This window comes from Caulobacter sp. (genome assembly GCF_017744445.1).
GTDB lineage: Bacteria > Pseudomonadota > Alphaproteobacteria > Caulobacterales > Caulobacteraceae > Caulobacter.
Genome location: NZ_JAGIBH010000001.1, coordinates 650,312 through 674,266 on the forward strand (window position 1 = coordinate 650,312; position 23,955 = coordinate 674,266).

15 protein-coding genes are annotated in these 23,955 nt (G+C 69.1%); 9 read left to right on the forward strand and 6 right to left on the reverse strand.

Annotation, left to right across the window (positions count from 1 at the left end; translation table 11 throughout):
- Positions 1 to 4: 4 nt before the first annotated feature.
- Positions 5 to 1,612, reverse strand: a complete 1,608-nt coding sequence (locus J7528_RS03145) for a ShlB/FhaC/HecB family hemolysin secretion/activation protein (protein ID WP_291871205.1) — start codon at positions 1,610 to 1,612, stop codon at positions 5 to 7.
- Entirely contained in the window at positions 1,609 to 5,292 is a 3,684-nt protein-coding gene (locus tag J7528_RS03150; RefSeq protein ID WP_291871207.1) for a filamentous hemagglutinin N-terminal domain-containing protein, read from the reverse strand. The genes J7528_RS03145 and J7528_RS03150 overlap by 4 nt, the downstream gene beginning before the upstream one ends.
- 135 nt (positions 5,293 to 5,427) lie before the next feature.
- Between J7528_RS03150 and J7528_RS03155 the strand changes: the two genes are divergently transcribed.
- Positions 5,428 to 6,021: a response regulator transcription factor gene (locus J7528_RS03155; RefSeq protein ID WP_291871209.1), complete on the forward strand. Its 594-nt coding sequence runs from the start codon at positions 5,428 to 5,430 to the stop codon at positions 6,019 to 6,021.
- Positions 6,021 to 7,814, forward strand: coding sequence for a hybrid sensor histidine kinase/response regulator (locus tag J7528_RS03160; protein WP_291871211.1), 1,794 nt, complete (start codon positions 6,021 to 6,023; stop codon positions 7,812 to 7,814). The genes J7528_RS03155 and J7528_RS03160 overlap by 1 nt, the downstream gene beginning before the upstream one ends.
- A gap of 51 nt (positions 7,815 to 7,865) precedes the next feature.
- On the opposite strand, the gene J7528_RS03165 is transcribed toward J7528_RS03160, so the two are convergent.
- Positions 7,866 to 9,059 carry an LptF/LptG family permease gene (locus J7528_RS03165; RefSeq protein WP_291871213.1) on the reverse strand — a complete coding sequence of 398 codons (1,194 nt, stop codon included), beginning with the start codon at positions 9,057 to 9,059 and terminating at the stop codon, positions 7,866 to 7,868.
- Between the two features lie 15 nt (positions 9,060 to 9,074).
- Positions 9,075 to 10,328 (reverse strand): glycosyltransferase family 1 protein, encoded by a 1,254-nt coding sequence (locus J7528_RS03170; protein ID WP_363269671.1) that lies wholly within the window; start codon positions 10,326 to 10,328, stop codon positions 9,075 to 9,077.
- Positions 10,329 to 10,501: 173 nt separating this feature from the next.
- Between J7528_RS03170 and J7528_RS03175 the strand changes: the two genes are divergently transcribed.
- The 3 genes from J7528_RS03175 to J7528_RS03185 are packed head-to-tail and all read left to right on the forward strand — an operon-like array spanning position 10,502 to position 12,993.
- Positions 10,502 to 11,719, forward strand: a complete 1,218-nt coding sequence (locus J7528_RS03175) for a glycosyltransferase (RefSeq protein ID WP_291871215.1) — start codon at positions 10,502 to 10,504, stop codon at positions 11,717 to 11,719.
- On the forward strand, positions 11,716 to 12,624 hold the full coding sequence (locus J7528_RS03180) for a hypothetical protein (RefSeq protein ID WP_291871217.1): 909 nt from the start codon (positions 11,716 to 11,718) through the stop codon (positions 12,622 to 12,624). The genes J7528_RS03175 and J7528_RS03180 overlap by 4 nt, the downstream gene beginning before the upstream one ends.
- 9 nt (positions 12,625 to 12,633) lie before the next feature.
- On the forward strand, positions 12,634 to 12,993 hold the full coding sequence (locus tag J7528_RS03185) for a hypothetical protein (protein ID WP_291871218.1): 360 nt from the start codon (positions 12,634 to 12,636) through the stop codon (positions 12,991 to 12,993).
- Here the strand turns inward: J7528_RS03185 and J7528_RS03190 are convergent.
- Together J7528_RS03190 and J7528_RS03195 are read right to left on the reverse strand one after the other, a co-directional pair.
- Entirely contained in the window at positions 12,980 to 14,197 is a 1,218-nt protein-coding gene (locus J7528_RS03190) for an MFS transporter (protein ID WP_291871220.1), read from the reverse strand. The genes J7528_RS03185 and J7528_RS03190 overlap by 14 nt on opposite strands.
- Positions 14,198 to 14,223: 26 nt before the next feature.
- On the reverse strand, positions 14,224 to 15,291 hold the full coding sequence (locus tag J7528_RS03195; RefSeq protein WP_291871222.1) for a carbohydrate kinase family protein: 1,068 nt from the start codon (positions 15,289 to 15,291) through the stop codon (positions 14,224 to 14,226).
- A 132-nt stretch (positions 15,292 to 15,423) separates the two neighbouring features.
- Between J7528_RS03195 and J7528_RS03200 the strand changes: the two genes are divergently transcribed.
- The 4 genes from J7528_RS03200 (at position 15,424) to J7528_RS03215 (ending at position 23,938) form a co-directional block, all read left to right on the forward strand.
- Entirely contained in the window at positions 15,424 to 16,677 is a 1,254-nt protein-coding gene (locus tag J7528_RS03200; RefSeq protein ID WP_291871224.1) for an ROK family transcriptional regulator, read from the forward strand.
- Between the two features lie 231 nt (positions 16,678 to 16,908).
- Positions 16,909 to 19,518, forward strand: a complete 2,610-nt coding sequence (locus tag J7528_RS03205) for a TonB-dependent receptor (RefSeq protein ID WP_291871226.1) — start codon at positions 16,909 to 16,911, stop codon at positions 19,516 to 19,518.
- 78 nt (positions 19,519 to 19,596) lie between these two features.
- Positions 19,597 to 22,137: a family 20 glycosylhydrolase gene (locus J7528_RS03210; RefSeq protein WP_291871228.1), complete on the forward strand. Its 2,541-nt coding sequence runs from the start codon at positions 19,597 to 19,599 to the stop codon at positions 22,135 to 22,137.
- Positions 22,138 to 22,159: 22 nt separating this feature from the next.
- A complete protein-coding gene (locus J7528_RS03215; protein WP_291871230.1) occupies positions 22,160 to 23,938 on the forward strand; it encodes a glycoside hydrolase family 9 protein in 1,779 nt (592 codons plus the stop codon).
- Positions 23,939 to 23,955 lie beyond the last annotated feature (17 nt).

A 23,955-nucleotide genomic window follows, 5' to 3' on the forward strand; every position in this document is an offset into this window, starting at 1 on the left:
TCGCCTAAAAGGTGACGACCAGCCCGAAATGACCGCGTCCGGATGGGTGGCCGGGCTGCTCGCCGACCGGGAAGCCCCAGGCGCCGCGGGCGCTGACCCGGCTGGTGAGGGTCAGGTTGAAACCGGCCCCAACCGCTTGCAAGGTCAAGCTCTTGGGATCGCCGGCCAGGCGCGAGCGGTTGGTCAGCCAGCCTGCGTCCCAGAACAGGTAGGGCGAGAAGGTCCGCCCATTCCCATCGAGCATGATCGGCGGCGGCGACAGCTCGTTGCGCATCAGCGCGCCCTGGTCGCCGTAGAGGGCGCCTTCGTCATAGCCGCGGATGCTGGAGACGCCGCCGAAGGCCATCTGCTCGGAACCCAGTAGGGCGCTGCTGGCGAGCTGGCCGCGCAGGCTGGTGCGCAGCGACCACTGGCGCGGCAGGCGCGTCTGGCGATCCAGGCTCAGGCGCAGCACCGCGAAGCGCGCGTCGGCGCCGGAGCGGATCTTCTGGTAGTCGGCCTTGTCGCTGTCGCCGGTCAGGCCGCCGGGGCTGACCGCCAGGTTGGCCGAGAGCGACGTGCCGCCCCGCGCGTCCTCGAATTGCCCGGTCCAGCCGACGCCGAAGGTGACCACGTCGGCGGTGTTGTCGCTGATCGGGAAGTCCGAGAAGCGGAAGTTGTTGTTCGAGCGCCGGAACACGGTGGCGAACTCGATCGTCTGGTTGTTCCGCAGCGGGACCTGGTAGCCCAGGCTGGCTGAGCTGTTGTAGCCCTCCATGGTGAAGGGGGCGGGCAGGTCGCCGTTCACGGTGGCGTACGACGCCGAGGCGGTCAGCACGTGCCGCCAGGGCAGGAAGCTCTGCAGGCTGAGCGCGTGACCGACGGTCTTGTCGAAGTCGGGGCTGGCCGAGAGCTGGTAGCTAAGTATGTCGCCGCGCCCGAAGGCGTCGCCCCAGGTCGCCGAGAGGCCGACCCGCAGCGGATCGGTGAGGTCCGTGCCGGTGTCGTCCAGCGAGGCGCTGACCGACCAGGGCCGCTTCTCCCGCGTCTCGATCGTTAGGTCCACCGCGCCGAATGGGCCGCCCGGCGCGGCGACGGCCGTGGCCTGTCGGAACGGGTTACGATTGATCCAGGCGAGATCGCGATCCAGCACGGCCTTGTCGATCGGCTGGCCGGGCTTGGCCGTGACCGCGCCGCTGTACTGGGCCGCGTCGAACACCTTGGCGCCCTTGACGCTGACCTTGTCGAGCCGGCCTTCCGTCAGCAGCACCTGGACCACGCCGCCAGCGGCCTGCTGGCCGGGCAGCACGGCGGCGCTGAAGGGGTGGTCGCTGGCCTTCAGGGCCGCGCCGAGCGCCGCCTGCAGGCCGCCGAGCGTGTCGCCGGTCAGGGGACGGCCGAGGAACGGCGCGACCGCCGTCTGGACCGAAGCGCGCAGGGGAGGCGAGAGGCGGCTGACGTCCACCCGATCGACAGGCTGCGTCCAGCCGGCGGCGACCACTTGGCCGGGCTCGGAGAGCAGAACCACGCCGGTGAGGACGGGGGCGGGAGCGGGCGTGGGGGCGGTCTGGGCCGCCGCGGCGCCAGCCCACAGGCCGATCGCGGCGGCCGCGAGGGGGACTAGGCTTCTCATCGGTAGGAAACCCCGCTCGTCATGTTGATGAGGTGCATCAGCAGCAGTTGCTGGCCGTTGTCCTGCTTGATCAGGTCGCCCAGCGGCTTGCCGTCGTAGGTGCGCTTGTCGATTGTCCCGTAGACCGCGTCATTGGTCTCCTGGATCTTGATGATGTCAGTCAGGACCAGGGAGAAGACGATGCCGGCGGCGGCGGTGACGGCGCCCGCTCCGGCGCCCGCGATGGCGGCGGCGGTGCTGCCGATCGCCGTGGCCGCGGTGGCGAACGGCACGATGCTGCCGCTCAGCACCGCCACGCTGACCCCCGTGCCGACGACCAGGCCGCCGCCGATGGCGGCCTCGAGGCTGAAGGCCTGCTGCATGGCCACGCTGCTGGCGTTGACGCCGGAATAGACCTTGGCCAGTTCCGCCGGCGACTGGATCCCACCGACAGGCACGCCGATCGTGGCGCGAGCGTAGAAGTCCTGGTCCTTGGGATTGGGGCCGTAGTCGTAGAGCACCGTCATGCCGGCGCCGCGCGTCTCGAACTGCTTGTCGCGCCAGGCCTCGTAGTCGGCCGCGACCTGGCGGGCGGTGGTCAGCTCCTCGTTGCGGACATACTCCTCGACATAGTTCATCAAGCCCCAGTCGCCGGCGTTCCAGGCGCTCTTGGGCTTGGCCAGAACGTCGTTGACGGCGACCAGCAGGGCGGCGGCCACCGCGCCGCGGTATTCCGGCGACGTCGGGCCGTTGGCCGCCACGCCGGCCGGAATGGCCTTGAGGTAGGGCGCCAGCAAAGGTTGCAGCGCGACCGGATAGCCCTGGGGCGTCAGCGGGGCGGTCTCGAACGCGACGCGCTTGGCCGCGATGCCGTGGATCTCCCCGTAGGCGAGCGTGTAGCGGCTGTCCATCCAGGCCACGACATCCGGGTCCATGGTCCCCGAGCAGGCCTTCTTCAAGACTTCGCAGCCCATGCCGTAGGCGGCGTCGAACTCCGGCCCGGAGATGCCGTACTTCAGGCCGAACACGCCGCGGACGCCGGCATAGTTGGGCGCGGCGGTGGTCGCGTTGTAGTTCGGGTCGAAGATCGCCGGGTCGCCGGTGATGACGGCGGTCGAGCCGCCGCCACCGCCCTGCCCCTGGAGCAGGAGATTCAATTCGTCCTGGGTCAGGACGTGGACCACGACCGGTTCCGGAGGGGGAGGCGGCGGCGGAGGCAAAGGCGGGATGTATGTCGCCGAAATCGTGACCGCCGGGATGATCTGCACGCCCGAGGTGATCGTGATCACCGAGGTCAGCGAGGCTGGGTCCTGGCCGGACTCATAGGTCGTGGTCCCGCCCGTAACCGGCGGCGGAGGTGACACGGGTGGCGGTGGTGACACCGGCGGCGGTGAAACAGGAGGCGGCGACACCGGGGGCGGCGACACGGGAGGTGGGGACACCGGCGGAGGCGACACGGGTGGCGGTGGTGACACCGGCGGCGGTGAAACGGGAGGCGGCGACACCGGGGGCGGTGAAACAGGAGGCGGTGAAACAGGAGGGGGGGAGACCGGGGGTGGCGACACGGGAGGCGGGGACACCGGCGGCGGTGAGACAGGAGGCGGCGATACCGGAGGCGGAGACACCGGGGGCGGCGAAACCGGCGGCGTCGGGTCGGGTGGGATCGTCACGGCGCCGGGCAGCGGGACGTTGGTGGCGTAGATCCCCTTCGACACGCTGGGATCGATGAGGTCGGTCGGATAGACGCCGCTCTTCTGGACGAAGCCGGTCAGGTTGCCGATGTCGCTGTTGCCGGCGACGTAGATGCGGATGTTGCCGGTGCTGCCGAAGCCGGTCATGGGCGAGAGCACGCTCAACCCGCCGCGCTTGACGTCGAACACCACCCCGTCGCGGGCGCCGTTGAAGGTGAAGGTGGAGGCGAAGGTCAGACTGTCGGCGGCGACAATCTTCACCGTCTCGGCGCTGAAGCTCGGGAACCGCGCGGAGCCGACGAAGGCTCCGTCCAGGATCAGGCCGCCTTCGGCGTCGGTGATCTGGGCGGTGTCGATCGTCCCACCGGCCTGGGCCTCGAAGGTGACCCTGCCGATGGCGTTGTTGGCGGCGTTGAGCAAGATGGTGCTGCCAGCGCCATAGCGCAGCCTCAGGGTGTCGACCTTGAAGCGGACGAAGTCGCCGGGCTGGAAGTTCTTGAACTCGGCCGTCAGGGACTTGACCACGATCGCTGGCGTCGACGGCCCGCCAAGATCGGACCAGTCGATGCTACGGCCGGCTTTCAGGACCAGGCTCGAGCCCGCCGAGCTGTTGACGATGTGGTTGCCCAGGATGACGTCGCGCGTGGCGTCCAGGGTCAGGGCGTTGGTCCCCGACCAGAAGATCCCGCTCTCGACCCGGATATCGCCGGTTCCGGACCCCGAGCCGGCGGTGCTGACCGTGATGGCGGTGGTGGCCAGTTGGCTGGTCAGCCAGTCGACGCCGATCAGGCTCTCGGAGGCCGCGCCGTTGGTCGTGGTCCCGCCCGAGACCGTCCCCGCCGCCGAGCCGGCGACGATGCGGACGGTGGCCGGGTCCAGCAGCAGGCTGCCCGTGGCGCCTTGAGCGGCCGTGGTGTCGACGTGGCCGGCGAAGGCCAGCTGGCCCTTGCCGGAGATCTCTACCTTGCCGCCGTCGCCCGATAGGGCGCCGCCACGCGCCAGGATCGCGCCGCGATAGTCGGTGCTGTCGTCGGACCAGACGACCACCTGGCCGCCGTTTCCTTGCGTCTCAGCGCTGGCGGTGATCCTGGCGCCCTCAACGACCTCGACCACGTGAGCGTTGGTGATGTCGGCGTCGCCGCCCTGCCAGCCGCCGCCGATCCGCACCCGACCGCCGCGGGCGTCGCCCGACGCGTCGACCTGGCCGCTGACCCGGATCGTCTCGCCCTCAACGGTGACGTCGCCGGCCTGGACCAAGCCCGAGAGGTTGACGGCCAGGGCGTAGGGATTGCCGCCGGCCGCGCGCAGCTGGGCCTGCGAGGCCCTGATCGCGCCGGCCGCGTCGACGGCGCCGGCCCCACGCACCAGCACCGCGCCGCCATCGGATTCCGCGCCCAGCAGGACCTCGGTCCCACCCGCCAGCACGGCCCTGCCGGACGCGGCGACCTGACCGGTGTTGGACACCTGCCGGCCGATGAGGAACACGTCGCCCGCCCGCGCGGCGATGGCGCCATGATTTTCGATGGCCGCCGTCGAGTCTCCCCTGAAGGCCAAACGCCCGGCCAGGAAGTCGTCGTCGGTCAGGTTCAGGGTCGAGGCCAGGAAGCCGGCGGTGTCGATCCGGCCGCCGGGGCCTACGACCACGCCGTTCGGATTGATCAGGAACACTCGGCCATTGGCCTCCAGACTGCCCTGGATGCGGGTCATGTCGCCGCCGGTGACGCGGTTCAGGATCGCCGCCGCCGCGTTCGGCTGGTCGAAGCGCAGCGTCGCGCCGCCGGGCACCGACAGGCTGGGCCAGTTGATGATGGCGTTCTGGCTGGTCTGGGTGACGGTCGTCGTCGCGCCGGCCGTACCGATCCCGACCTGTCCCGAAACCACCGTCTGAGCGCCGGCCTGGAGCGGCAGGGCCAGGGCCACGGCGGTCGAACCGATCAGCCAGGCGCGTTTGACACGTCCCGCCACTGTGCGATGAGAAGGAGAGAGCAGAGCGTCGGGGACTTTGGGCATGACGGGGCTCCCACAGAATTTGCAGGTGCTTTTACGCTCGGCGACAATCGACCACAGCCGTACTGAAGTACGGGTGCGGGCGATTTCCATTTGTGGGATTTTGAAGTCCCGCGATCTCCTGTCCTGGTCATTCCAATGACTTGCCTGCTGTTCGTCGACGACCATCCCCTCTACCGGACGGGTGTGCAGCGCGCGCTTGGGGAGGCGATGCCCGACCTCACCGTCGTCGCCGTCACGGACCATGACGAGGCTGTGGCCTATCTGGCGGGTCACGACGACGTGGACCTTTGCCTGACCGACTACCGTCTCGTGGGCCCCGACGGCGTGGCGCTGCTCAAGGCCGTGGGAGAGCGCTTCCCGACCGTGGCGCGAGGGCTGCTGTGCTCGGACCCGACGCCGGAGCTGGCCCAGCAGGTCAAGGACCTGGGCTGCCTGGCCTGCCTGTCCAAGGCGCGGGACATGGACGCCCTGGTCGAGGCCCTGGGGGAGCTTTTCAATGGCGGGGCGGTGTTCGACACCGTGGCCGACTCCGCGCGCGAGCTGCTGTCGCCCAAGCGCCGGCTGGTGCTGGACCTCGCCGCCCAGGGAGGCTCCAACAAGGAGATCGCGCGCCGGCTCGGCATCAGCGAGCGCACCGTCAAGGATCACTGGACCCAGATCTTCCTGCGGCTGGGCGTGGTCAATCGCGCCGAGGCGGTGAGCCGCGCTCACCAGCTGCGGATCATCTGATGGCGAGCGAGGCCGCGCCCGACGCCGACGAGGTGCGGCTCAAGCGCCTGGTCGACGACGAGCGCGTGCGCGAAATCTACGGCCGGCCCGGAACCAACATCTATGCGGGCCCCGCGCATGTGACGATCGTCGTGCTGATGCAGGGCCTGGTGCTCTGGCCGGTGAACGGCGGGCCGCACCTGTTGGCCTGGCTGGGCATGATGCTGCTGATCGAGGCCGGCATCGTCACGCTCCTCTGGACCTTCCACCGACAGCCGCGCCCGGCCGAGGCCCTTCCGTTCTGGGGACGGGCGAAGACGATCCAGGCCGCGATCCACGGCCTGGGCTGGTCGGCGCAGATGCTGATGACCTATGAGCCCTCGAAGCCGCTGACCCTGCTGGCCATCGTCATCGCCAACGCCAGCATGGCCGCCGGCAACCTGCCGACGACCGGCGTGCATCTGCCCAGCATGACCAGCTTCTCGGCCTGTGCGCTGCTGCCGGCGGCGGTGTTCGCCTTGCTTCGCACCCAGGATCCCACCGCGCTCTACGCCGCCTACATGCTGGTGCTGACGTTCGTGCTGGTCATGAGCAATGGCTCGCGGGCGTCCAAGCTGGCGGGCGAGACCATCCGCCTGCGCCTGGCGATGGCCGAGCAGGTCGACCTGCGCCGTCGGTTGCAGGAGGACGCCGAGGAAGGCCGCCGCATGGCCGAGGCCGCCAGCGCCGAGCGCACGCGCTTCTTCGGCGCGGCCAGCCACGATCTGCGCCAACCCGTGCACGCCTTGGGCCTCTACGCCTCGCTGCTACGCCGCGACCCGCCGGCGCGCGAGCGGCGGGAGCTGATCGCCAATGTCGTGGCCTGCGTCGACAGCCTGGACCGCCTGTTCAACGCCATCCTGGGCGTTACCCGCGCCTCGCGGCTCAGCGCGCCGGAGCTGATCGGCCCGACGCCGCTGGCCGACATCATCGCGCGGCTGATGCTGCAGTACCGGCCCGAGGCGGAAGCCAAGGGGCTGAAGCTGCGCGCGCCGGTCACCTCGCTCTGGGCGCGCGGCGATCCGGCCGCGATCGAACGGATTCTCGGCAACCTCGTCGCCAATGCCATTCGCTACACCAAGACGGGCGGCGTCGTGGTGGGCGCGCGGCGGCAAGGCGAGGACGTGGCGCTGATCGTGGCCGATACCGGCGTCGGCATCGCCGATGCGGACCGCACCCGCGTGTTCGCGCCGTTCTTCCAGGTCGAGAATACCGGCCGCGACCGCGCCGCGGGCTTCGGGTTGGGTCTGGCGACCGTGCGGGAGCTGTGCCTGGCCCAAGGCTATGCGATGGACCTTCAGTCCGAGCCTGGCCGGGGCAGCGTGTTCAGCGTCGTCCTGCCGCGCGCCGACGCGATGCCGAGCACTCCGGCGCCGACGCCGGCTTTGGTTGAGCGTCCGGACCGGCCCAATGTCCTGCTGGTCGAGGACGACCCGCTGGTCGCCGACGCCGTCCGCCGGCTGCTGACCGACTGGGGCATGCGGGTGCATGTGTGCGTCGACGGCGAGGGCGCGCTGGAGGCGCTGGAGGCCGGCGGCCGATGGAACGCCCTGATCGACTACCGCCTGGCTGGCAAGGAAACGGGCCTGGATATCGCCCGATCGATCCGGACCCGCCATGGCGACGCGATCGGGCTGTCTCTGATCACCGGTGAGAGCGACCCGGTGATCTTCGCGGCCGCCGAACACCTCGGGATGCGTGTCCTGCAGAAGCCGCTAAAACCCATTCGCCTCCGGGCGCTGCTGTCGAGCGAGACCTATCAGGCTAGCGCCTGAAGACTGTGAAGCGCCAATATCAGAAGCTCCATGGTCCGGCGCGCGTGACCGCTAGGCGACCCGTCGGCGGGGCCGAAGCGCCCGCGCGATGGCGGCGAAGCGTTCCGCGATGTGCTCGCTGAGCCAGCTGACGGGGTTTTCGCCGGGGCGCTTGCGGCTGGTGATCCAGATGGCGACGCAGGCGATCGCGAAGGCGGCGGCCGGCAGGCCGATGGTCAGGGCCGCCGGCAGGCCCGCGCTGGACGCCATGGCCTGGCCGAGGATCATCGAGGTCTCGAACAGGAACAGCAGGACCGCGCCGGCCGCCATCGCCGAACTGGATCCCGCCCGCTTGGCGCTGAGGCCGAAGGGCACAGCCAGCAGCGGCAGCAGGGGCAGCATCAGCGCGCGCGACGAGCGACTGTAGAACTCGGCCAGCAGGGTCTGGCGAGGCAGGGCGGGCTGATCCTCGCCGAAACCGCGCTGCGCCAGCTCGATAAGGGTCAGCTCGCTGACCTCATCGCCCCGGACGCGGAACAGCTTGCCCGACAGCGACAGCGGCAGCTCGAAGGAGACGCGCGAGAAGTTGGTGACATAGACCCGGGCGTCGCGGGTCGTGCTGACCTGCCGGCCGTCGTGGAGGTCCAGGGTGACCTTGGGATCGCCGGGCGCCTTGCGGACGATGGCCGAGACCGCCGTCACGACATCCTCGCGTCCATCGACCTCGACCTTGCGGATGAAGATGCGCTCCAGGCGTCGGCCGCTGGCGTCGGCATAGTCGGCGGTCAGGAAGACGGGGCCGGCGGAGAGCTGGGCCTTGGGGCGCACGTCGCCGTTCCAGCCCGCCTTCTCCGCCGCGTGCAGCACCGCGTGGTAGGCGTAGCGGCTGTAGGGCTGGATGAAGCCGAACAGCAGCACGCTGAACATCATCAGCACCATGCCCAGGCCGACGAAAGGCGTAGCGAAGCGGCCCAGCGAGATGCCGGCGGCCAGGATGGCGTCGATCTCGGCGCTCTTGTTGAGGCCGTTCACGACCACGAACAGCCCGATGAAGAAGCCCCCCGGCAGGGTCAGCCCTACATAGTGCGGGACCAGATTGACCAGCAGCTCGGTCAGGAAGCGAAAGCCTTCCGTCGTCTGCGAGAGCAGTTGGAAGGAGCGCATCAGGCGCTCCATCAGGAACGCGGTCATCGTGCTGATCAGCACCGCGCCCATGGGCGTCAGGGCGCGCTTCAACAGGTAGCGGTCTAGCGTGGTCGGAAACATGGCGGCGCGCGGTCGTTAGAGCGCGGGCGCGCCGGCGACTTGCGGGGCGCCCGTCGCCGTATTGGGCCGGCGCTCGAGGGCGCGGGGCGGCGACGCCATCGCCTTGGCGCTCAAGGCCTCGGCATAGACCTCCACGACCTCGTCGAGGATCGTCGTCCAGCGGTAGGCGGCGCTGCGCTCCAGCGCCTTGGCGCCCAGATGCCGCCGCGTTTCGGCCTGGAGGATGAGCTCGGTCAGCGCTTCGGCATAGGCGTCCGGCTGGTCGGCGCAGAGCTTGGCGTTGTGTCCGTGCCGCAGCAGGGCGCGGGTGTTGGGGGCGTCGGCGCAGACCATGGCCAGGCCTGACGCCATGGCTTCCAGATTGACGTTGCCGAAGGTCTCGGTGGTGCTGGGATTGAGGAAGATGTCGCCGCTGGCCAGGGCCGTGGCCAGGGCTTCGCCCGAGAGGAAGCCGGCGAACACCGCGTTCGGCAGCCGCTGCTGGAACCAGGCGCGGGCGGGGCCGTCGCCGATCACCAGCACCTGAGGCGCATGGCCCGCCGTTTCCAGCCGTCCGACGGTCTCGGCGAAGGCGGCCAGGCCCTTTTCCATGACGATCCGACCCAGGAAGGCGATCACCGGGCTGTCGGGGGCAAAGCCCTGGCCCAGCCGCCAGGCCTCACAACGCCGTCCCGGATGGAACAGATCGGGGTCCACGCCCCGCGCCCAGGTGCGGACGCGAGCGGCCAGGTTCTGGGCCCGCAGTTCGTCGCCGATCGCCTCGGTTGGGGCCATGACATAGTCGCAAGCGCCGTAGAATTTCCAGAGCCGGCGACGCACCAGCGGCTGCAGGCGACCCAGGCCATAGTAGTCGAGATAGGTGTCGAACAGGGTATGCAGGCTGGCGACCACCGGGACCTTGAGCTTGCGGCCCAGCCGCAGCGCCGCCGAACCCAGCAGATCGGGCGCCGACAGGTGGATGAGGTCGGGCTTGAAGGCCTCGACATCGCGCCGCAGGAAGTCGGGCAGGCCCAGCGCCAGGCGGTAGTCGCCGCGGAAGGGGATCTTCACCGACGGGGCCGAGACCAATTGGCCCGCCGGCTCGAAGGCGGGGTTCGGTCCGGTGGGGGAATAGACCCGCACCTGGGCGCCGACCGTGCTTTCCAGGTGGCGGACCAGCCGGTTCAGCGACTTGTTGGCCCCATCCAGGGTGTAGTTGTAGTTGCCCGAGAACAGGGCGATCCGCAGCGGGCGCGCGCCGTCGGCATGGGTCGAGATCCTGAAGTCCATGACAGTCCTTCCCCGTGCGCGCCTTCAAGTCCCCCGACCAAGACGCGCTCCCAAAGCCGCATGCATGGGCTGTTACAGCAGGCGACTCCGTCGGTTTTATGAAGGCGACCTACGCATCACCGTCACGGTACTGATTTAGCGATGGCGGCGGGTTTCTGGGGGAAACACGCCGGATGCGGATCGTCGACGTCGCCGAGTTCCATTCGCCCACCGGCGGGGGCGTGCGGACCTATATCGACCGCAAGTTCGAGGCCGCGGCGCAGCTGGGTCACGAGCTGTTCGTCATCGCGCCGGGGCCGGAGGATCGGGTCGAGCCGCGCGGCCCGGGCGCCCTGATCCAGGTGAGGTGTCCCAGCCTGCCGTTCGATGCGAACTACCACATGTTCTGGGATGCGGCCCCGGTGCACCGGTGGCTCGATTCGCTGGCGCCGGATTTGGTCGAGGCCTCTTCGCCCTGGCGCGGAGCCTGGATCGTCGCGCGATGGCGGGCGCCGGTGGCGCGGGCCATGTTCATGCATGCCGATCCGGTGGCGATCTATCCGCAGCGGTGGCTGGCGCCGGTCGCCAGCCCCGAGCGGATCGACCAGCTGTTCGCGTGGTTCTGGGCCTATTTGCGCAAGCTGACGGGGCGCTTTTCCTCGGTGGTCGCTGGCGGCCTGTGGCTGGCCAGGCGCTTCGAGGATCATGGCGTGGCGTCGGTGGCGGGCATTCCGCTGGGCGTCGATCGAGGTTCGTTCTCGCCGAGCCTGCGGGACGAGCGCCTGCGGTCGGAACTGCTCCAGGCCTGCGGCTGCCGGGACGACGCCAAGCTGGCCCTGGCCGTGGGGCGCTTCCATCCGGAAAAACGCTGGCCGATGGTGATCGAGGCGGTGAGCCGAGCCAGCGCCGACGCGCCGATCGGCCTGGTGGTGGTCGGTGACGGCATCGACCGCGCCCGTGTCCTGCGCGCCGCCACCGGCAAGCCCAACGTGCACCTGATCCCGCCGATCCGCGACCGGCCCCGGCTGGCCGCGCTTCTGGCCAGCGCCGATGTCCTGGCGCACGGCTGCGATTCCGAGACCTTCGGCCTGCTGCCGGCCGAGGCCATGGCCAGCGGCCTGCCGCTGGTGGGACCGGACCGCGGCGGCTTCGCTGATCTCGCCAAGCCCGCGACTTCGGAGATCTATCGGTCCGGCGACGTCGAGGCGGCGGCGGCGGCCATCCGTCGTCTGTTCGCCCGCGACCAGAGCGCGCTGAAGGCCGCGGCGATCGAAGCGGCCGCTGGGGTGCGGCACGACACCGAGCACTTCGCCGACCTGTTCGCGCACTATCAGGCGGTGACCGAACGAACCAGGGCGACGATGGCGCGCCCGGTCGCCGCTCCGCTCCAGACGATCGGCGCGGAGGCGTGACCCAAGCCGGAATTACGCCGCGCAAGGCTTCGCTCTGGTGGAACCTGCTGGGCGTCGCCGTCTCGGCCGGCCTGGTCGTGGCCATCATCCTGCAACTGGGCGGCGCGACATCGGCCGTTCTGAAGACCATCAGCGGGCTGCCGCCCCTGGTCTGGCCGATGCTGGTGCTGCTCTACCTGACCCAGCCGCTGTGCGACTACGCGGTGTTCCGGCGGCTCTGGAATCTGCCCCTGGCCGGGATCGGCGCGCTGCTGCGCAAGACGGTGATCAACGAGGTGGTGCTGGGCTACAGCGGCGAGGCCTATCTCTATGTCTGGGCGCGGCGCGTGGTCGGCGAGGGGGCCTTCGCCGCCATCAAGGACGTCAACATCATCTCGGCGCTGCTGAGCAACCTGCTGACCCTGGCGCTGGCCGCGATCAGCATCACCCAGCTGCAGAAGCTCGACTTCGCTCACCGGGTCGGACCGGCCCTGTGGTCGGGGCTGATCCCACTGACGATCTCGATGGGCGTGTTGCTGTTCGGACGCCGGGTATTTTCACTGAGCCGCGCGGCTTTGGCCCATATCAGCCTGGCTCACGGGATCCGCCTGGTGGTCTCGACCGCACTGCTGGTTCTGATCTGGCGCATGGCGCTGCCGGAGGTCGCGTTGGGCCTCTGGGTCGTGCTGCTGGCGATCCGCTACCTGATCTCGCGCCTGCCGGTGATCTCGAACAAGGACCTGGTGTTCGGCAACCTGATGCTGCTGCTGCTGGGCGCGGACTCTACCGTCGCCGTGTTGCAGGCCGCGCTGGCGCTGATGACGCTGGGCCTGCATCTGGCGGTCATTGTCGGCCTCGGCGCGGCCGACCTGGTCCGGCGTCTGCGCGGCGTCAAGCCGCTGGCGCCGGCGCGTCGGTCCGCCTAGCTTGCCGCCATGACCGACAAACCGCCTTCCGCCTTCAAGCCCATCGTCTTCACGAACGATCCGGGTGTGGCTTTCCTCCGACGTCACCCCGCGACGGGCGAGGTGGTGACGGGACCGCCGACGGCCGGGGTGATGGAGGCCGCGGTGCACTTCATCGACCATGCGGGCGTGCCCTCGGAAGACGACTGGGTGATGCCCAACGCCAATATTCCTGAGGACCGGGACGCCGACCTGAGCTTCGAGAACACCGGCCACGCGCCGCCGCTGGGCTTCTGGGTCACGCACCCCGATGTCCTGGCGTGGACGACGTCCGCTATCGAGAGCAGCGCCGACGCCTGGTGGGTCAAGGTCTGGCTCAAGCCTCGCTGACCTGGCGACGGCGCAGGCTGATCGTCTCGTTGCGCACCAGGGGCCTGGCCCAGAAGGCGACGCTGAGGATGAAGCCCAGGGTCGCGAACACCGCCAGCATCGCCGCGCGCAGGCCGATATGCTCGCCCAGGGCGCCGACCAGCAGCGGCACGACCGCGCCGCCCAGGATGCCCGAGCACAGGATGCCCGACAGCGCGCCGTGATGGCGTGGTACCGAGTTCAGGCCCAGCGAGAACACGATCGAGAACATCGCCGACAGGAAGAAGCCGCAGGTCGGGAAAGCCAGCAGGCTGGCGTGGCGGTCGCCGAACAAAGCGACGCCCAGGCAGGCCATGGCCGCCAGGGTGATGGCCGCCAGCACGATCTTGGAGTCGAGCAGCTTCAGGGCGACCAGGCCGGCCAGGCAGCCCAGCGACATCAGGCCCCAGAAGCTGGCGACGCTGCGCGCGCCTTCGACGGTCGGGGAGTAGCCGTGATAGGTGGCGAGGAACTGGCTCATCCAGTTGGCCAGGCTCTGCTCGGTGCCGACATAGGCGGCGATGCCGAGGAAGAACAGGATGACCTTCGGGTCCTTCAGCAGCTCCAGATAGGCGCTGGCGGCGCCGGCCTTCTCGTCGTCTTTCAGTTCGACCGGGCCCAGGCGCATCGCGGCGGTCACGGCGATGACGGCGGCGAAGATCAGCACGAACAGCCAGTAGAGTGACACCCAGGTCGGATGGACGGCGACGGGCAGGGTGGTCGTCATCAGCTTCGAGAAGACCAGCGGGCTGACGAACGAGGCCAGGCCGAACACCAGCTGCCCCATCACCGAATAGAAGGCGAAATGCTGCTCGCCGCCGGCCTGCCGCATCAGCGGATTGATCACCACCTGCAGCATGGCCATGCCCAGCCCGATAACGAACAGCGCCCCGACCGCCACGCCGTAGGTTGGCACGGCCGAGAAGGCGAGGGCGCCCACCAGGTTCAGCGCGAAGGCGCCCAGCAGCACAGGCTTGGGCCCGAACCGCTCGATCATCACCCCGGCCGGGATCGAGATCACGCCATAAGCCAGGAAGAACGAGAACGGCAGGAAGCCGGCCAGGGTCAGGCTGAGCTGGAAGTCGGCGATGATCAGCGGCATCAGCGGGCCGATGATGTTGGTCACGAACGAGATCACGAACCACACCACCAGGATGTAGCCGATCACCAGGCCCCGATTGCGCATCCGCCGTCTCCCCCTCTTGTCGTTGTCTAGCGCGCGGTGAGCGCGAGAGCGGCCAGCTGGCCCGGCGCGATCGACTGGCGCGGGAAATGGCCGATGACGGCCGAGGCCGTGCGGCAGCCCTGGTCCAGGGCCTCGCGCACGCCCAGGCCCGACAGCCTCGCCGCCAGATAGCCGGCGTTGAACGAGTCGCCCGCGCCGATCGTGTCGAACACCTCGACGGGCGGCGCGGCGACCTTGAAGCGGGCGCCGCCATAGGTCGCCACCGCGCCCTTTGCCCCGGTCTTGGCCACCAGGGTCGCGTCCGGCCGCATCATCGGGGCCAGGGCCAGCAGGGCGTCGTCCAGGTCCTCGACCCCGGCCAGGCCCTTGATCTCGATCTCGTTGAGCAGGATGTGGTCGCAGCGGGTCAGCCAGGCGGTGGTCGCCGCGCGGGTCTCGAAGGTCCAGCCTTCGGGCGGCCAGCCGGTGTCGATGGCGATCTGGTAGCCCAGGGCCGACAGGTCATCCAGCACCCGGGCATAGGTCTCGCGCATGCGCGGCAGCAGGAAGACGCCGGTCAGCAGGGCGATCGAGCCGGGCGCCGGCGGCGGGCCCAGGCGCGGGCGCATCTCGTCCCAGCTCTGGGCTTCCAGATGGCCCTTGGTCGTGAAGAAGGTCCGCTCGCCGCAGTCGTGGATGACGCCGGTCGAGATCGTCGTGGCGGTTTGGGTGACGCCCAGCTGGGCGTCCAGGCCCTTGAACTCCTCGGCCAGCCAGCCGCCGAAGGTGTCGCCGCCGACTTGCGAGAGCAGGCGGCAGGGCGCGCCCAGGTGGCGCATGGCCAAAGCCGTGTTCCCGCCCGAGCCGCCGGCGCGCAGCTCGCTGCGCTGCATGATGGTCTCGGTGCCGATCTTGGGCCAGCCCGCGACAGGCCCCAGCACCAGGTCGACAGCGACGTCGCCGATGATGGTCAGGCTGGGCGGGGCGTGGTTCAGGTGGTCCATCGGATGCTCGTGCGCTGTGGCCGAGGCGCGGCTGCGCGGCTGGATCGCCGTCCCTTTGTCCGCCCCCGGATCTTGGACGGCGTTCGTCTCGCCGTCGTTGCCGATGAACATGCGAACCTTGTCGCAGGCTGTCAATTATTAAAACCAATGGATGGAAGAAATTGACCCGGGCCGGGTATCCCTTGTCCGGTCAAGGGCGCGATGGCAGATCAGACCTTGGAACAGGGAGTTCGACGATCGTCCATGGCCACCCGCGGCGCCACCCAGCAGTCCAGCGCCCCCTATAATCGCCGCATCGTGCTGGACGTGATCCGGCGGCGGGGCGAGGTGTCGCGCAAGGAGATCATCGACCTGGTGGCGCTCAGCCCCCAGACCGTGGCCAACATCACCCAGGACCTGGAGGAGATCGGCCTGGTCGTCTCCAAGCGGCTGAAGGGCGAGAAGGTGCGGGGCCAGCCGCCCATGGCCTTCGCCCTGGACCCGCGCGGCGGCGACTCGATCGGCGTCAGCCTGGAGCCGCGCAAGGCCTCGGCGGCCCTGGTCAACCTGGTCGGCGAGGTGCTGCACCGGGCCGAGGTCGAGATAGACGCCCGCGACCAGGCCGCCACCCTGAAGGCGGTGGTCGCCCTGGTCGGCGACCTGGCGGCGCGCTCGTCCGACGCCAAGCGGCTGTGGGGCGTGGGCGTGGCCCTGCCGGGCCCGTTCGACGTGCCGGGCTTCAGCTTCACGGGTCCCACGGCCTTCGAGGGTTGGACGGATCTGTCGATCCTGGAGGAACTGCAGAAGGCCACGGGCCTGCCGGTGTTCTACAGCATCGACAGCGCCGCCGGCGCGCTGGGCGAGTCGCTGTTCGGCGTGGCCTGCGACCTGACCGGCTTCTTCTACCTGCATTTCGGCGTCGGCCTGGGCGGGGCGCTGATCGTCGATCGCGCCGCCTACAAGGGCGCGGGCGGCAACGCCACCGAGATCGGCCACATCCCGATCGTGCCCCACGGCAAGGCCTGCTACTGCGGCAATCACGGCTGCCTGGAGCGGTATCTGTCGCTGCACTCGCTGTCGGAATTCGTCACTGGCCGGGCCGATGTCGAGCTGACCAATGCCGAGATCCTGACCCTGCTGGAGGCCGACGACGAGAAGCTGATGGACTGGTGCCGCCAGGCTTCCAGCCACCTGCGCAACGCCGTCTGCATCATCGAGAACATGCTGGATCCGGCCACCATCGTCATCGGCGGTTCGGCCCCGCGCGCCTTGGTCGAACGGCTGGTCGCCCTGGCCATGCCGCTGCGCCATTCCGTGCGCGGACGGGGCGGGGAGGGGGCTTCGCGCATCACCCTGTCGGACCGCCAGGAGGACAGCTCGATCCTGGGCGCGGCGGTGCTGCCGATCCACGAAATGCTCTCGCCCAGCTACGAGGTGCTGCTGCAGGAACGCAAGGGCCGGGCCGAGGTCGAGACCTTCCTGGGCGCCCGTTCGACAGGCCGCGTGACCGCCATCTGATCGATTTCGAGCATGGCGCCCGCCTCCCGTTCAGCGTCTCGATAAATAAAAACATCCAATAGAAGTATATATTGACACCCTGAAAAACCGGCGCCTATCGTCAGGCTGTCGGAAGGGGCGAGACACGCCGCCTCCGGACAAAACGGTCGAATTGCCAGCGTGAAGGCGGGAGAGCCGGGACCTCAGGTTCCGGGGCTGACGCGCGGGCCAACAAGATAAGGGGGAGTATCCGTGTCTCTATTTGCTACCCGCCGCGCCGGTCTGCTCATGACCTCGGCCCTGGCCGCCTTCGCCCTGCCGGGCCTAGCCGCCGCTCAGGAAGCCGCTACCAACTCGGATGTCGGCGTGCTGGAGGAGCTAGTCGTCACCGCCTCCAAGCGTGAAACCAAGCTGATGCAGACGCCGCTGGCGATCTCGGCCTTCACGCAGGAGAGCCTGGACCGCCAGGGCATCAAGTCGGCCCGCGACCTGTCGGCCACCATGCCCAATGTGCAGCTCAGCACGGGCGCGGACAGCGGCACGGCCGCCAGCATCCGGGGCGTGACCTCCACCGACTTCACCGAGGTGGGCGAGGGCGCCGTCGCCATCCACCAGGACGGCTTCTACTCGCCGCGCTCGCAGGGCGCTCTGGCCCTGATGTTCGACGTCGAGCGGGTCGAGGTGCTGCGCGGCCCGCAGGGCACGCTGTTCGGCATGAACTCGCCGGCGGGCGCGATCAACATCATCCCGGCCAAGCCGTCGTTCAACGACACCTTCGGCAAGGTCGAGGGGGAGCTCGGCAACTACAACGCCCGCGGCCTGCGCGGCAGCTTCAACTGGGGCGTCAGCGACACGTTCGCGCTGCGGGCGGCCTTCATGGTCGAGCAGCATGACGGCTACATGGTCCAGGAGCAGGACTTCACCGACATCGAGTCCCCGGCCTATGGCATCCATAAGGACGGCATCCCGGACGTCGACCAGCGCCGCAACCGGCTGGTGAAGCCTAAGGACTACTACAACAACGCCGACCAATGGGCCGCGCGCCTGATCGGCCGCTGGCGTCCGACCGACAAGCTGGAGTTCACCGGCACGGTCTCGCGCTTCTCGGACCAGGGCGCGGGCGACCTGGACTTCGTCGACTGCAAGCAGGCGGCCGGCACGGTCAACGCCTGCAACCACCCGCAGCGCTACGCCAAGATCAACGTGCCCGGCAGCCGCGACATGACCGTCGACGACTTCCAGCTGAAGGTCGCCTACGACGTGTTCGACAAGGCCACGCTGGAATATCGCGGCGCCTATCAGGACCAGAAGCGCGACCAGATCTCGGACGTCGACGGCGGCGCCCATCCCAACCCGCTGTGGTCCTCGATCGGCGACCCGTCGCTGACCTCGCACGAGGCCGAGCTGACCGGCTACTACCCGATCTGGGACGAGGTCTGGTCCACCAAGGGCAGCCGCTATCGCACCACCAGCCACGAGGTGCAGCTCAAGTCGAACGGGGCGTCCAAGTTCCAGTACGTGCTGGGCGCCTACTACCTGAAGGAAAACAAGCGCATCCGCTACGACATGGAGATGTTGGCCAACAAGACCTGGACCGACGATCCCCACGCCACGTCGTACGATCCGGTCCTGGGCTTCCAGCCCGACGGCCTGCCCGACACCTGGATCTTCGACCAGAACAAGCGGACCACCGAGTCCAAGGCGCTGTTCGGCCAGTTCGACTACCGCGTGCTGCCCAAGGTCAACCTGACCGCCGGCTATCGCTACAGCTGGGATCGCAAGACCGACCAGGGCGGCGTCACCTACGCCTTCTGGGAGGGGAGCTCGGCCTGGTACAACGGGCACCACACGCCTGACAGCATCCGCGGCCACCAGTCCAACGACCTGAACTTCGACATGGGCGGCGAGGCTCCGCTGGGCGTGGTCGTGCCGGGCGGCGCGCCCAACAACGTGGCCATGAAGTGGAAGCAGGGCACCTATCGCCTGGGCGCTCAGTACTTCCAGAGCGACGACGTCATGTGGTTCGCCTCGCTGGCCACCGGCTACAAGATGGGCGGCATGTACGAGATGTTCGACACCTGCAACAACGGGTGCCTGAGCCTGCTGACCTATGACCCCGAGAAGGTGAAGACCTTCGAGCTGGGCTACAAGGCGACCCTGCTGGAAGGCCGCATGCGGCTGTCGGTGACCGGCTTCTACAGCGACTATACCGACATGCAGAACACCGGCGACAAGGTGGTCGGCACGGACACCAATCCGCTCAGCGCCAACTTCGGCGACCCCGTCCTGGCCTGGACGACCGACAACCTCAACAGCGCCCGCATCCAGGGCGTCGAGGTCGAGTTCGACATCATCCCCTGGGCCCACGGCCGCCTGTCGGGCTATGGCGCGTTCCTGGACACCAAGATCAAGAACGGCGGGACCTTCACCGACGGCTTCGCCTGCGCCGAGCGCGAAATCCTGAACGTCGCCCACTGCGGCGCGCCGGGCTACGACACCATCGTCGGCAATCAGCTGCCGTTCGCGCCGAAGTATTCGATGTCGGTGACCTACGAGCACAGCTTCGACCTGAAGAGCGGCTACGCCCTGCAGCCCTACGTCCAGGTCCGCTGGCAGGACCGCATGTGGATGGACGTCCAGAACCTGGACCTGCCGCACCTGACCAACGGCCAGGCCGCCTATGCCAAGGTCAATGCCAGCCTGAAGCTCACCGCGCCGCAGAACCAGTTCTATGTCGAGCTGTTCGGCGACAACCTGACCGACAAGGACACCAAGAACTTCGGTGGGTTCAATCGCGGCGTGATCCGCGGGACCTACGATCCGCCGCGCACCTGGGGCGTGCGACTGGGCTATAGCTTCTGACGTAACCCCATTCGTCGGAACCCCTGGGGAGGGCGGGGCCGCTGGTCCCGTCCTCCCAATTTCACCCCGAGGTCGTTGATGGTCGTCAGGTCGAGGATGTTTGTCACGGGTGGTTTGGCCCTGCTGCTGGCCGGTACGGCCCAGGCAAAGCCTAACCAGGCGGGCCTGGATCGCTTCGCCGCCGACCTCAAGCTGACCTACCGGGTGCTGGACAACCGGCCCGCGCCCGAGGCCTGCAAGCCCGATCCCTCCTGCATGCTGGCCCAGATCGCGCTGACCGCTCCGGCTGCGCCAGAGGCGGGCTGGTCGCTGTACTTCAGCAACGTCAACCGCGTGCTGGCGGCCGGCGGCGACGACTTCACCCTGACCAACATCAATGGCGACCTCTATCGCCTGACCCCGACGGCCAGCTTCACCGGCTTCAAGCCCGGCCAGCCGATCGTCGTGCCGCTGCGCATCGAGGGTCAGCAGCTGTCCGAGCTCTATCCGATGCCCAACGCCTATGTGGCCGGCGAGGGCCTGGCGGCGCGGACCATCGACAGCACCCGGCCGGTCATCGATCCTGAGACGGCGCTGGAGACCCTGCCGTTCGTGATCCCGTTCACCGACGAGGCCAAGCTGGCCGGCCGCTCGGCGCATGACCTGACCGTATGGGCGACCGCGCCAAGGCTCTATGCCGCCAATGCCGGCGCGACGCTGCAACCGGTTCCGCGTGGAGCGATCCTGCCGACGCCGCTGAAGACGCAGCTGGGCGAGGGCAGTCTGGACTTGTCGCGTGGCATCGCGGTCTCTCTGAGCGACTTTGCGAAGTCCGACGTTACTGCCGCCCTGGCGCACCTCGGCGTGGCCGAAGCCAAGGCTGGCGCGCCGCTGCGCATCACCAAGGCCAAGACCCAGCCCGGCGGCTATCGCCTGACCATCGACGGACAAGGCGTGACGATCGCCGCCGGCGACGGTGAAGGCGCAGCCAACGGCCTGGCCTCGCTGGCCCAGCTGGTCGACGCCAAGCGCTCGGTCCCGCGCCTGACCATTGAGGACGCCCCGCGTTTCGGCTTCCGGGGCATGCACATCGACGTGGCCCGCAACTTCCACTCCAAGGCCGAGATCCTGGCCATCCTGGACCAGATGGCGGCCTACAAGCTCAACAAGCTGCACCTGCATCTGGGCGATGACGAAGGCTGGCGGGTCGAGATCGCCGGCCTGCCGGAGCTGACGGAAATCGGCGGCCGGCGCTGCCACGACCTTTCCGAACGCACCTGCCTGATCCCGCAGCTGGGCGCGGGGCCCGAGGGGGCTGGCCCGGTCAACGGCTTCTTCTCGCGCGCCGACTACATCGCGATCGTCCGGGCAGCCAAGGCGCGCCACATCGAGGTGATCCCGTCCTTCGACATGCCCGGCCACTCGCGCGCGGCGATCAAGGCGATGGAGGCCCGCGCCGCCCGCCTGCGCGCCGAGGGCAAGCCGGAGGCCGAAGCGGGGCGCTACCTGCTCAGCGAGGCGGCCGACAAGAGCGCCTATCGCAGCATCCAGCACTACACCGACAACACCATCAATGTGTGCCTGCCCAGCAGCTATGCCTTCATCGGCAAGGTGATCGACGAGATGGCCCGGCTTCATAAGGAAGCCGGCGCGCCGCTGAAGCGCTACCACATCGGGGCCGACGAGACCCCCGGCGCCTGGAGCGGCTCGCCCGCCTGCCAGGCCTACGAGGCCAAGACCGGGATCAAGCCCGCCGACCTGGGCGGCCACTTCATCGAGAAGGTCTCAGGCATGGTCGCCGCAAGGGGCGTGATCCCGGCCGGCTGGAGCGACGGCATGACCCACGCCAAGGCCGAGCGCATGCCGGCCCGTGTGCACTCCAACTACTGGGGCGATCTGGGCGGCGACGGCAGCGTCGCGGCCCACAGCCAGGCCAACCAGGGCTGGGAGGTGATCATCTCCACGCCCAACGTCCTCTATTTCGACAGCCCCCAGGCGGCCGATCCCAAGGAGCGCGGCTATGACTGGCCCTCGCGATCGACCGACACCCGCAAGGTGTTCGCCTTCATGCCCGAGAACCTGCCGGTTCATGCCGAGGTCTATGCGGGTTTGGATGGGCGGCCACAGACGACCAAGGACCCGCACCCGCTGAACCCCGGCGTTCGCTTCGTGGGCCTGCAGGGCCAGCTGTGGAGCGAGACCGTGCGCTCGGACGCCCAGGTCGACTACATGCTCTATCCGCGCCTCCTGGCCCTGGCCGAACGCGCCTGGCGCGCGGCCGATTGGGAAGCGCCCTACACGGCCGGCAAGGCCTATGCCCACGACACCGGGGCGCTGACCCAGGACCAGCGCGATCGCCGCGACGCCGACTGGAACGCCTTCGCCAACCTCTTGGGCCAGCGCGAGCTGGCGCGGCTGGACGCGGCGGGCGTGGCCTATCGCGTGCCAACGGTCGGGGCGGTGATCCAGGACGGCAAGCTGCGCGCAAACGTCGAGTTCCCGGGCCTGGCCGTCGAGTACCGCGTCGAGGGCGGCGCCTGGCGGCCCTACGTCCAGGACGCGCCGGTGTCGGGCCGGGTCGAGGTCCGCGCCCGCTCCGCCGACGGCAAGCGCGCCGGCCGCAGCCTCAGTCTTCAGTAAGAACAACAAACGGGGAGGGCGCATGAACGCCACGACGAAGCGACTTTCGATCCTGATGGGCCTGCTGCTGGCCGGCAGCGCCAATGCCCAGGACCTGAAGGTCCACCTGAACCAGGTCGCGTTGGAGCGCGCCGGGCCCAAGGTCGCGGTGGTCGAATATGCCGGCCCCGGCGCGCCGTCGGGCTTCTCGGTCGTCAAGGATGGCGCCGTCGTTCGCTCGGGCGCCCTGACGCCGCTGCCGGCCTTCGGCGAGTGGGGCGCCAAGCGTTATTGGCAGGCCGACTTCTCCGACCTCGCTGACGCCGGGACCTACCAGTTGAAGGTCGAGGCGCCGGGCGCCGTCGCCGCCTCCGCGCCGGTCGTGGTGACCGACGACGCTCTGTTCGCGACCACGGCCGGGGCGCTGGTGCAGTACTTCAAGCTCAGCCGTCACACCGACCCGGCCGACCACAAGATCCGGGTCTATGGCAGCAAGCGTATCGTTGACGTCTGGGGCGGCTGGAAGGACGCTGGCGGCGACAACGGCAAGTACCTGTCGCACCTGTCCTACGCCAACTTCTTCAATCCCCAGCAGACGGCCTTCACCGCCTGGTCGTTGGCCAAGGCCTATGACATGGCCCCGCAGCGCTTCGCCAAGGCGGGCCTGGATCGGCCGCTGATCGAGGAGGCGATGTGGGGCGCCGACTACCTGCACCGGCTGCTGGCGCCCGAGGGCTATTTCTACATGACCGTCTTCGACCGCTGGGCCACGCCCGGCGCCGAGCGGGTGGTCACCGGCTATGTCGGGGTCGAGGGCGACTATACGAAGAACTATCAGGCCGCCGCGCGCGAAGGCGGGGCCGTGGCCATCGCCGCCTTGGCGCGGGCGGCGCGCCTGTCCAAGGCCAGCGGTGTGGCGGGCGCGTTCTCGGCCGACCAGTACCTGGCCGACGCCGAGCGCGCCTTCGCCCACATGCAGGCCAATAATCGACGCTATGTCGACGACGGCCGCGAGAACATCATCGACGACTACACCCTACTGCTAGCGGCGGTGGAGCTGCACCGCTCGACGGGCAAGGCGTCATATCTGGAAGCCGCCCGTATCCGCGCCAAGGCTCTCGAAGGCCGCTGGACCGAGAAGGGCTGGTTCCGCAGCGACGACAAGGACCGGCCCTACTATCACGGCGCCGAGGCCGGGTTCCCGGTGCTGGCCCTGGCCGAATATCTCGACATCGAGAAAGACGCGTCCCGGCAAGAGGCGGCCAAGGCGGTGATCGCCAAGAGCCTGAAGGCGCAGCTGGCCCTCAACGCCAAGGTCGCCAACCCCTACGACTATCCGCGCCAGATCTTCCGGATGTGGAAGGACGGCAAGGCTGTGGGCGGCATCCAGGACGGCTTCTTCATGCCCCACCTGAACGAGACCAAATACTGGTGGCAGGGCGAGAGCGCGCGCCTGGCCTCACTGTCCTACGCCGCCCTGGTCGGTGGCCGCGCGGTCGACGCCGCGCCGGGCCAGACCTTCGGCGTCGCGCCCGACCTGGCGCGCATGGCCCAGAGCGGCTTCGACTGGACCCTGGGCCGCAACCCCTACGACATGAGCATGCTCTACGGCTTCGGGGCCAGGAACCCGCCGCACGCCGACAGCGCGGGCGACATGGTCCGGGGCGGCATTTCGAACGGCATCACCGGCGCGCCAGACAGCGACTCCGGCCGAGGCATCAGCTGGGCGGCCGGACCCGACGAGCAGAACTGGCGCTGGATCGAGCAGTGGATCCCGCACACCTCGTGGATGCTGCTGGCGGTAACGGCCACCAGCCAGTGAGGGGCGTGCGACGCCGG

Coding starts and splice junctions, on each gene's coding strand:
- J7528_RS03145 (WP_291871205.1), bottom strand. CDS start 1,612: ATGAGAAGCCTAGTCCCCCTCGCGGCCGCCGCGATCGGCCTGTGGGCT.
- J7528_RS03150 (WP_291871207.1), bottom strand. CDS start 5,292: ATGCCCAAAGTCCCCGACGCTCTGCTCTCTCCTTCTCATCGCACAGTG.
- J7528_RS03155 (WP_291871209.1), top strand. CDS start 5,428: ATGACTTGCCTGCTGTTCGTCGACGACCATCCCCTCTACCGGACGGGT.
- J7528_RS03160 (WP_291871211.1), top strand. CDS start 6,021: ATGGCGAGCGAGGCCGCGCCCGACGCCGACGAGGTGCGGCTCAAGCGC.
- J7528_RS03165 (WP_291871213.1), bottom strand. CDS start 9,059: ATGTTTCCGACCACGCTAGACCGCTACCTGTTGAAGCGCGCCCTGACG.
- J7528_RS03170 (WP_363269671.1), bottom strand. CDS start 10,328: ATGGACTTCAGGATCTCGACCCATGCCGACGGCGCGCGCCCGCTGCGG.
- J7528_RS03175 (WP_291871215.1), top strand. CDS start 10,502: ATGCGGATCGTCGACGTCGCCGAGTTCCATTCGCCCACCGGCGGGGGC.
- J7528_RS03185 (WP_291871218.1), top strand. CDS start 12,634: ATGACCGACAAACCGCCTTCCGCCTTCAAGCCCATCGTCTTCACGAAC.
- J7528_RS03190 (WP_291871220.1), bottom strand. CDS start 14,197: ATGCGCAATCGGGGCCTGGTGATCGGCTACATCCTGGTGGTGTGGTTC.
- J7528_RS03195 (WP_291871222.1), bottom strand. CDS start 15,291: ATGTTCATCGGCAACGACGGCGAGACGAACGCCGTCCAAGATCCGGGG.
- J7528_RS03200 (WP_291871224.1), top strand. CDS start 15,424: ATGGCCACCCGCGGCGCCACCCAGCAGTCCAGCGCCCCCTATAATCGC.
- J7528_RS03210 (WP_291871228.1), top strand. CDS start 19,597: ATGGTCGTCAGGTCGAGGATGTTTGTCACGGGTGGTTTGGCCCTGCTG.
- J7528_RS03215 (WP_291871230.1), top strand. CDS start 22,160: ATGAACGCCACGACGAAGCGACTTTCGATCCTGATGGGCCTGCTGCTG.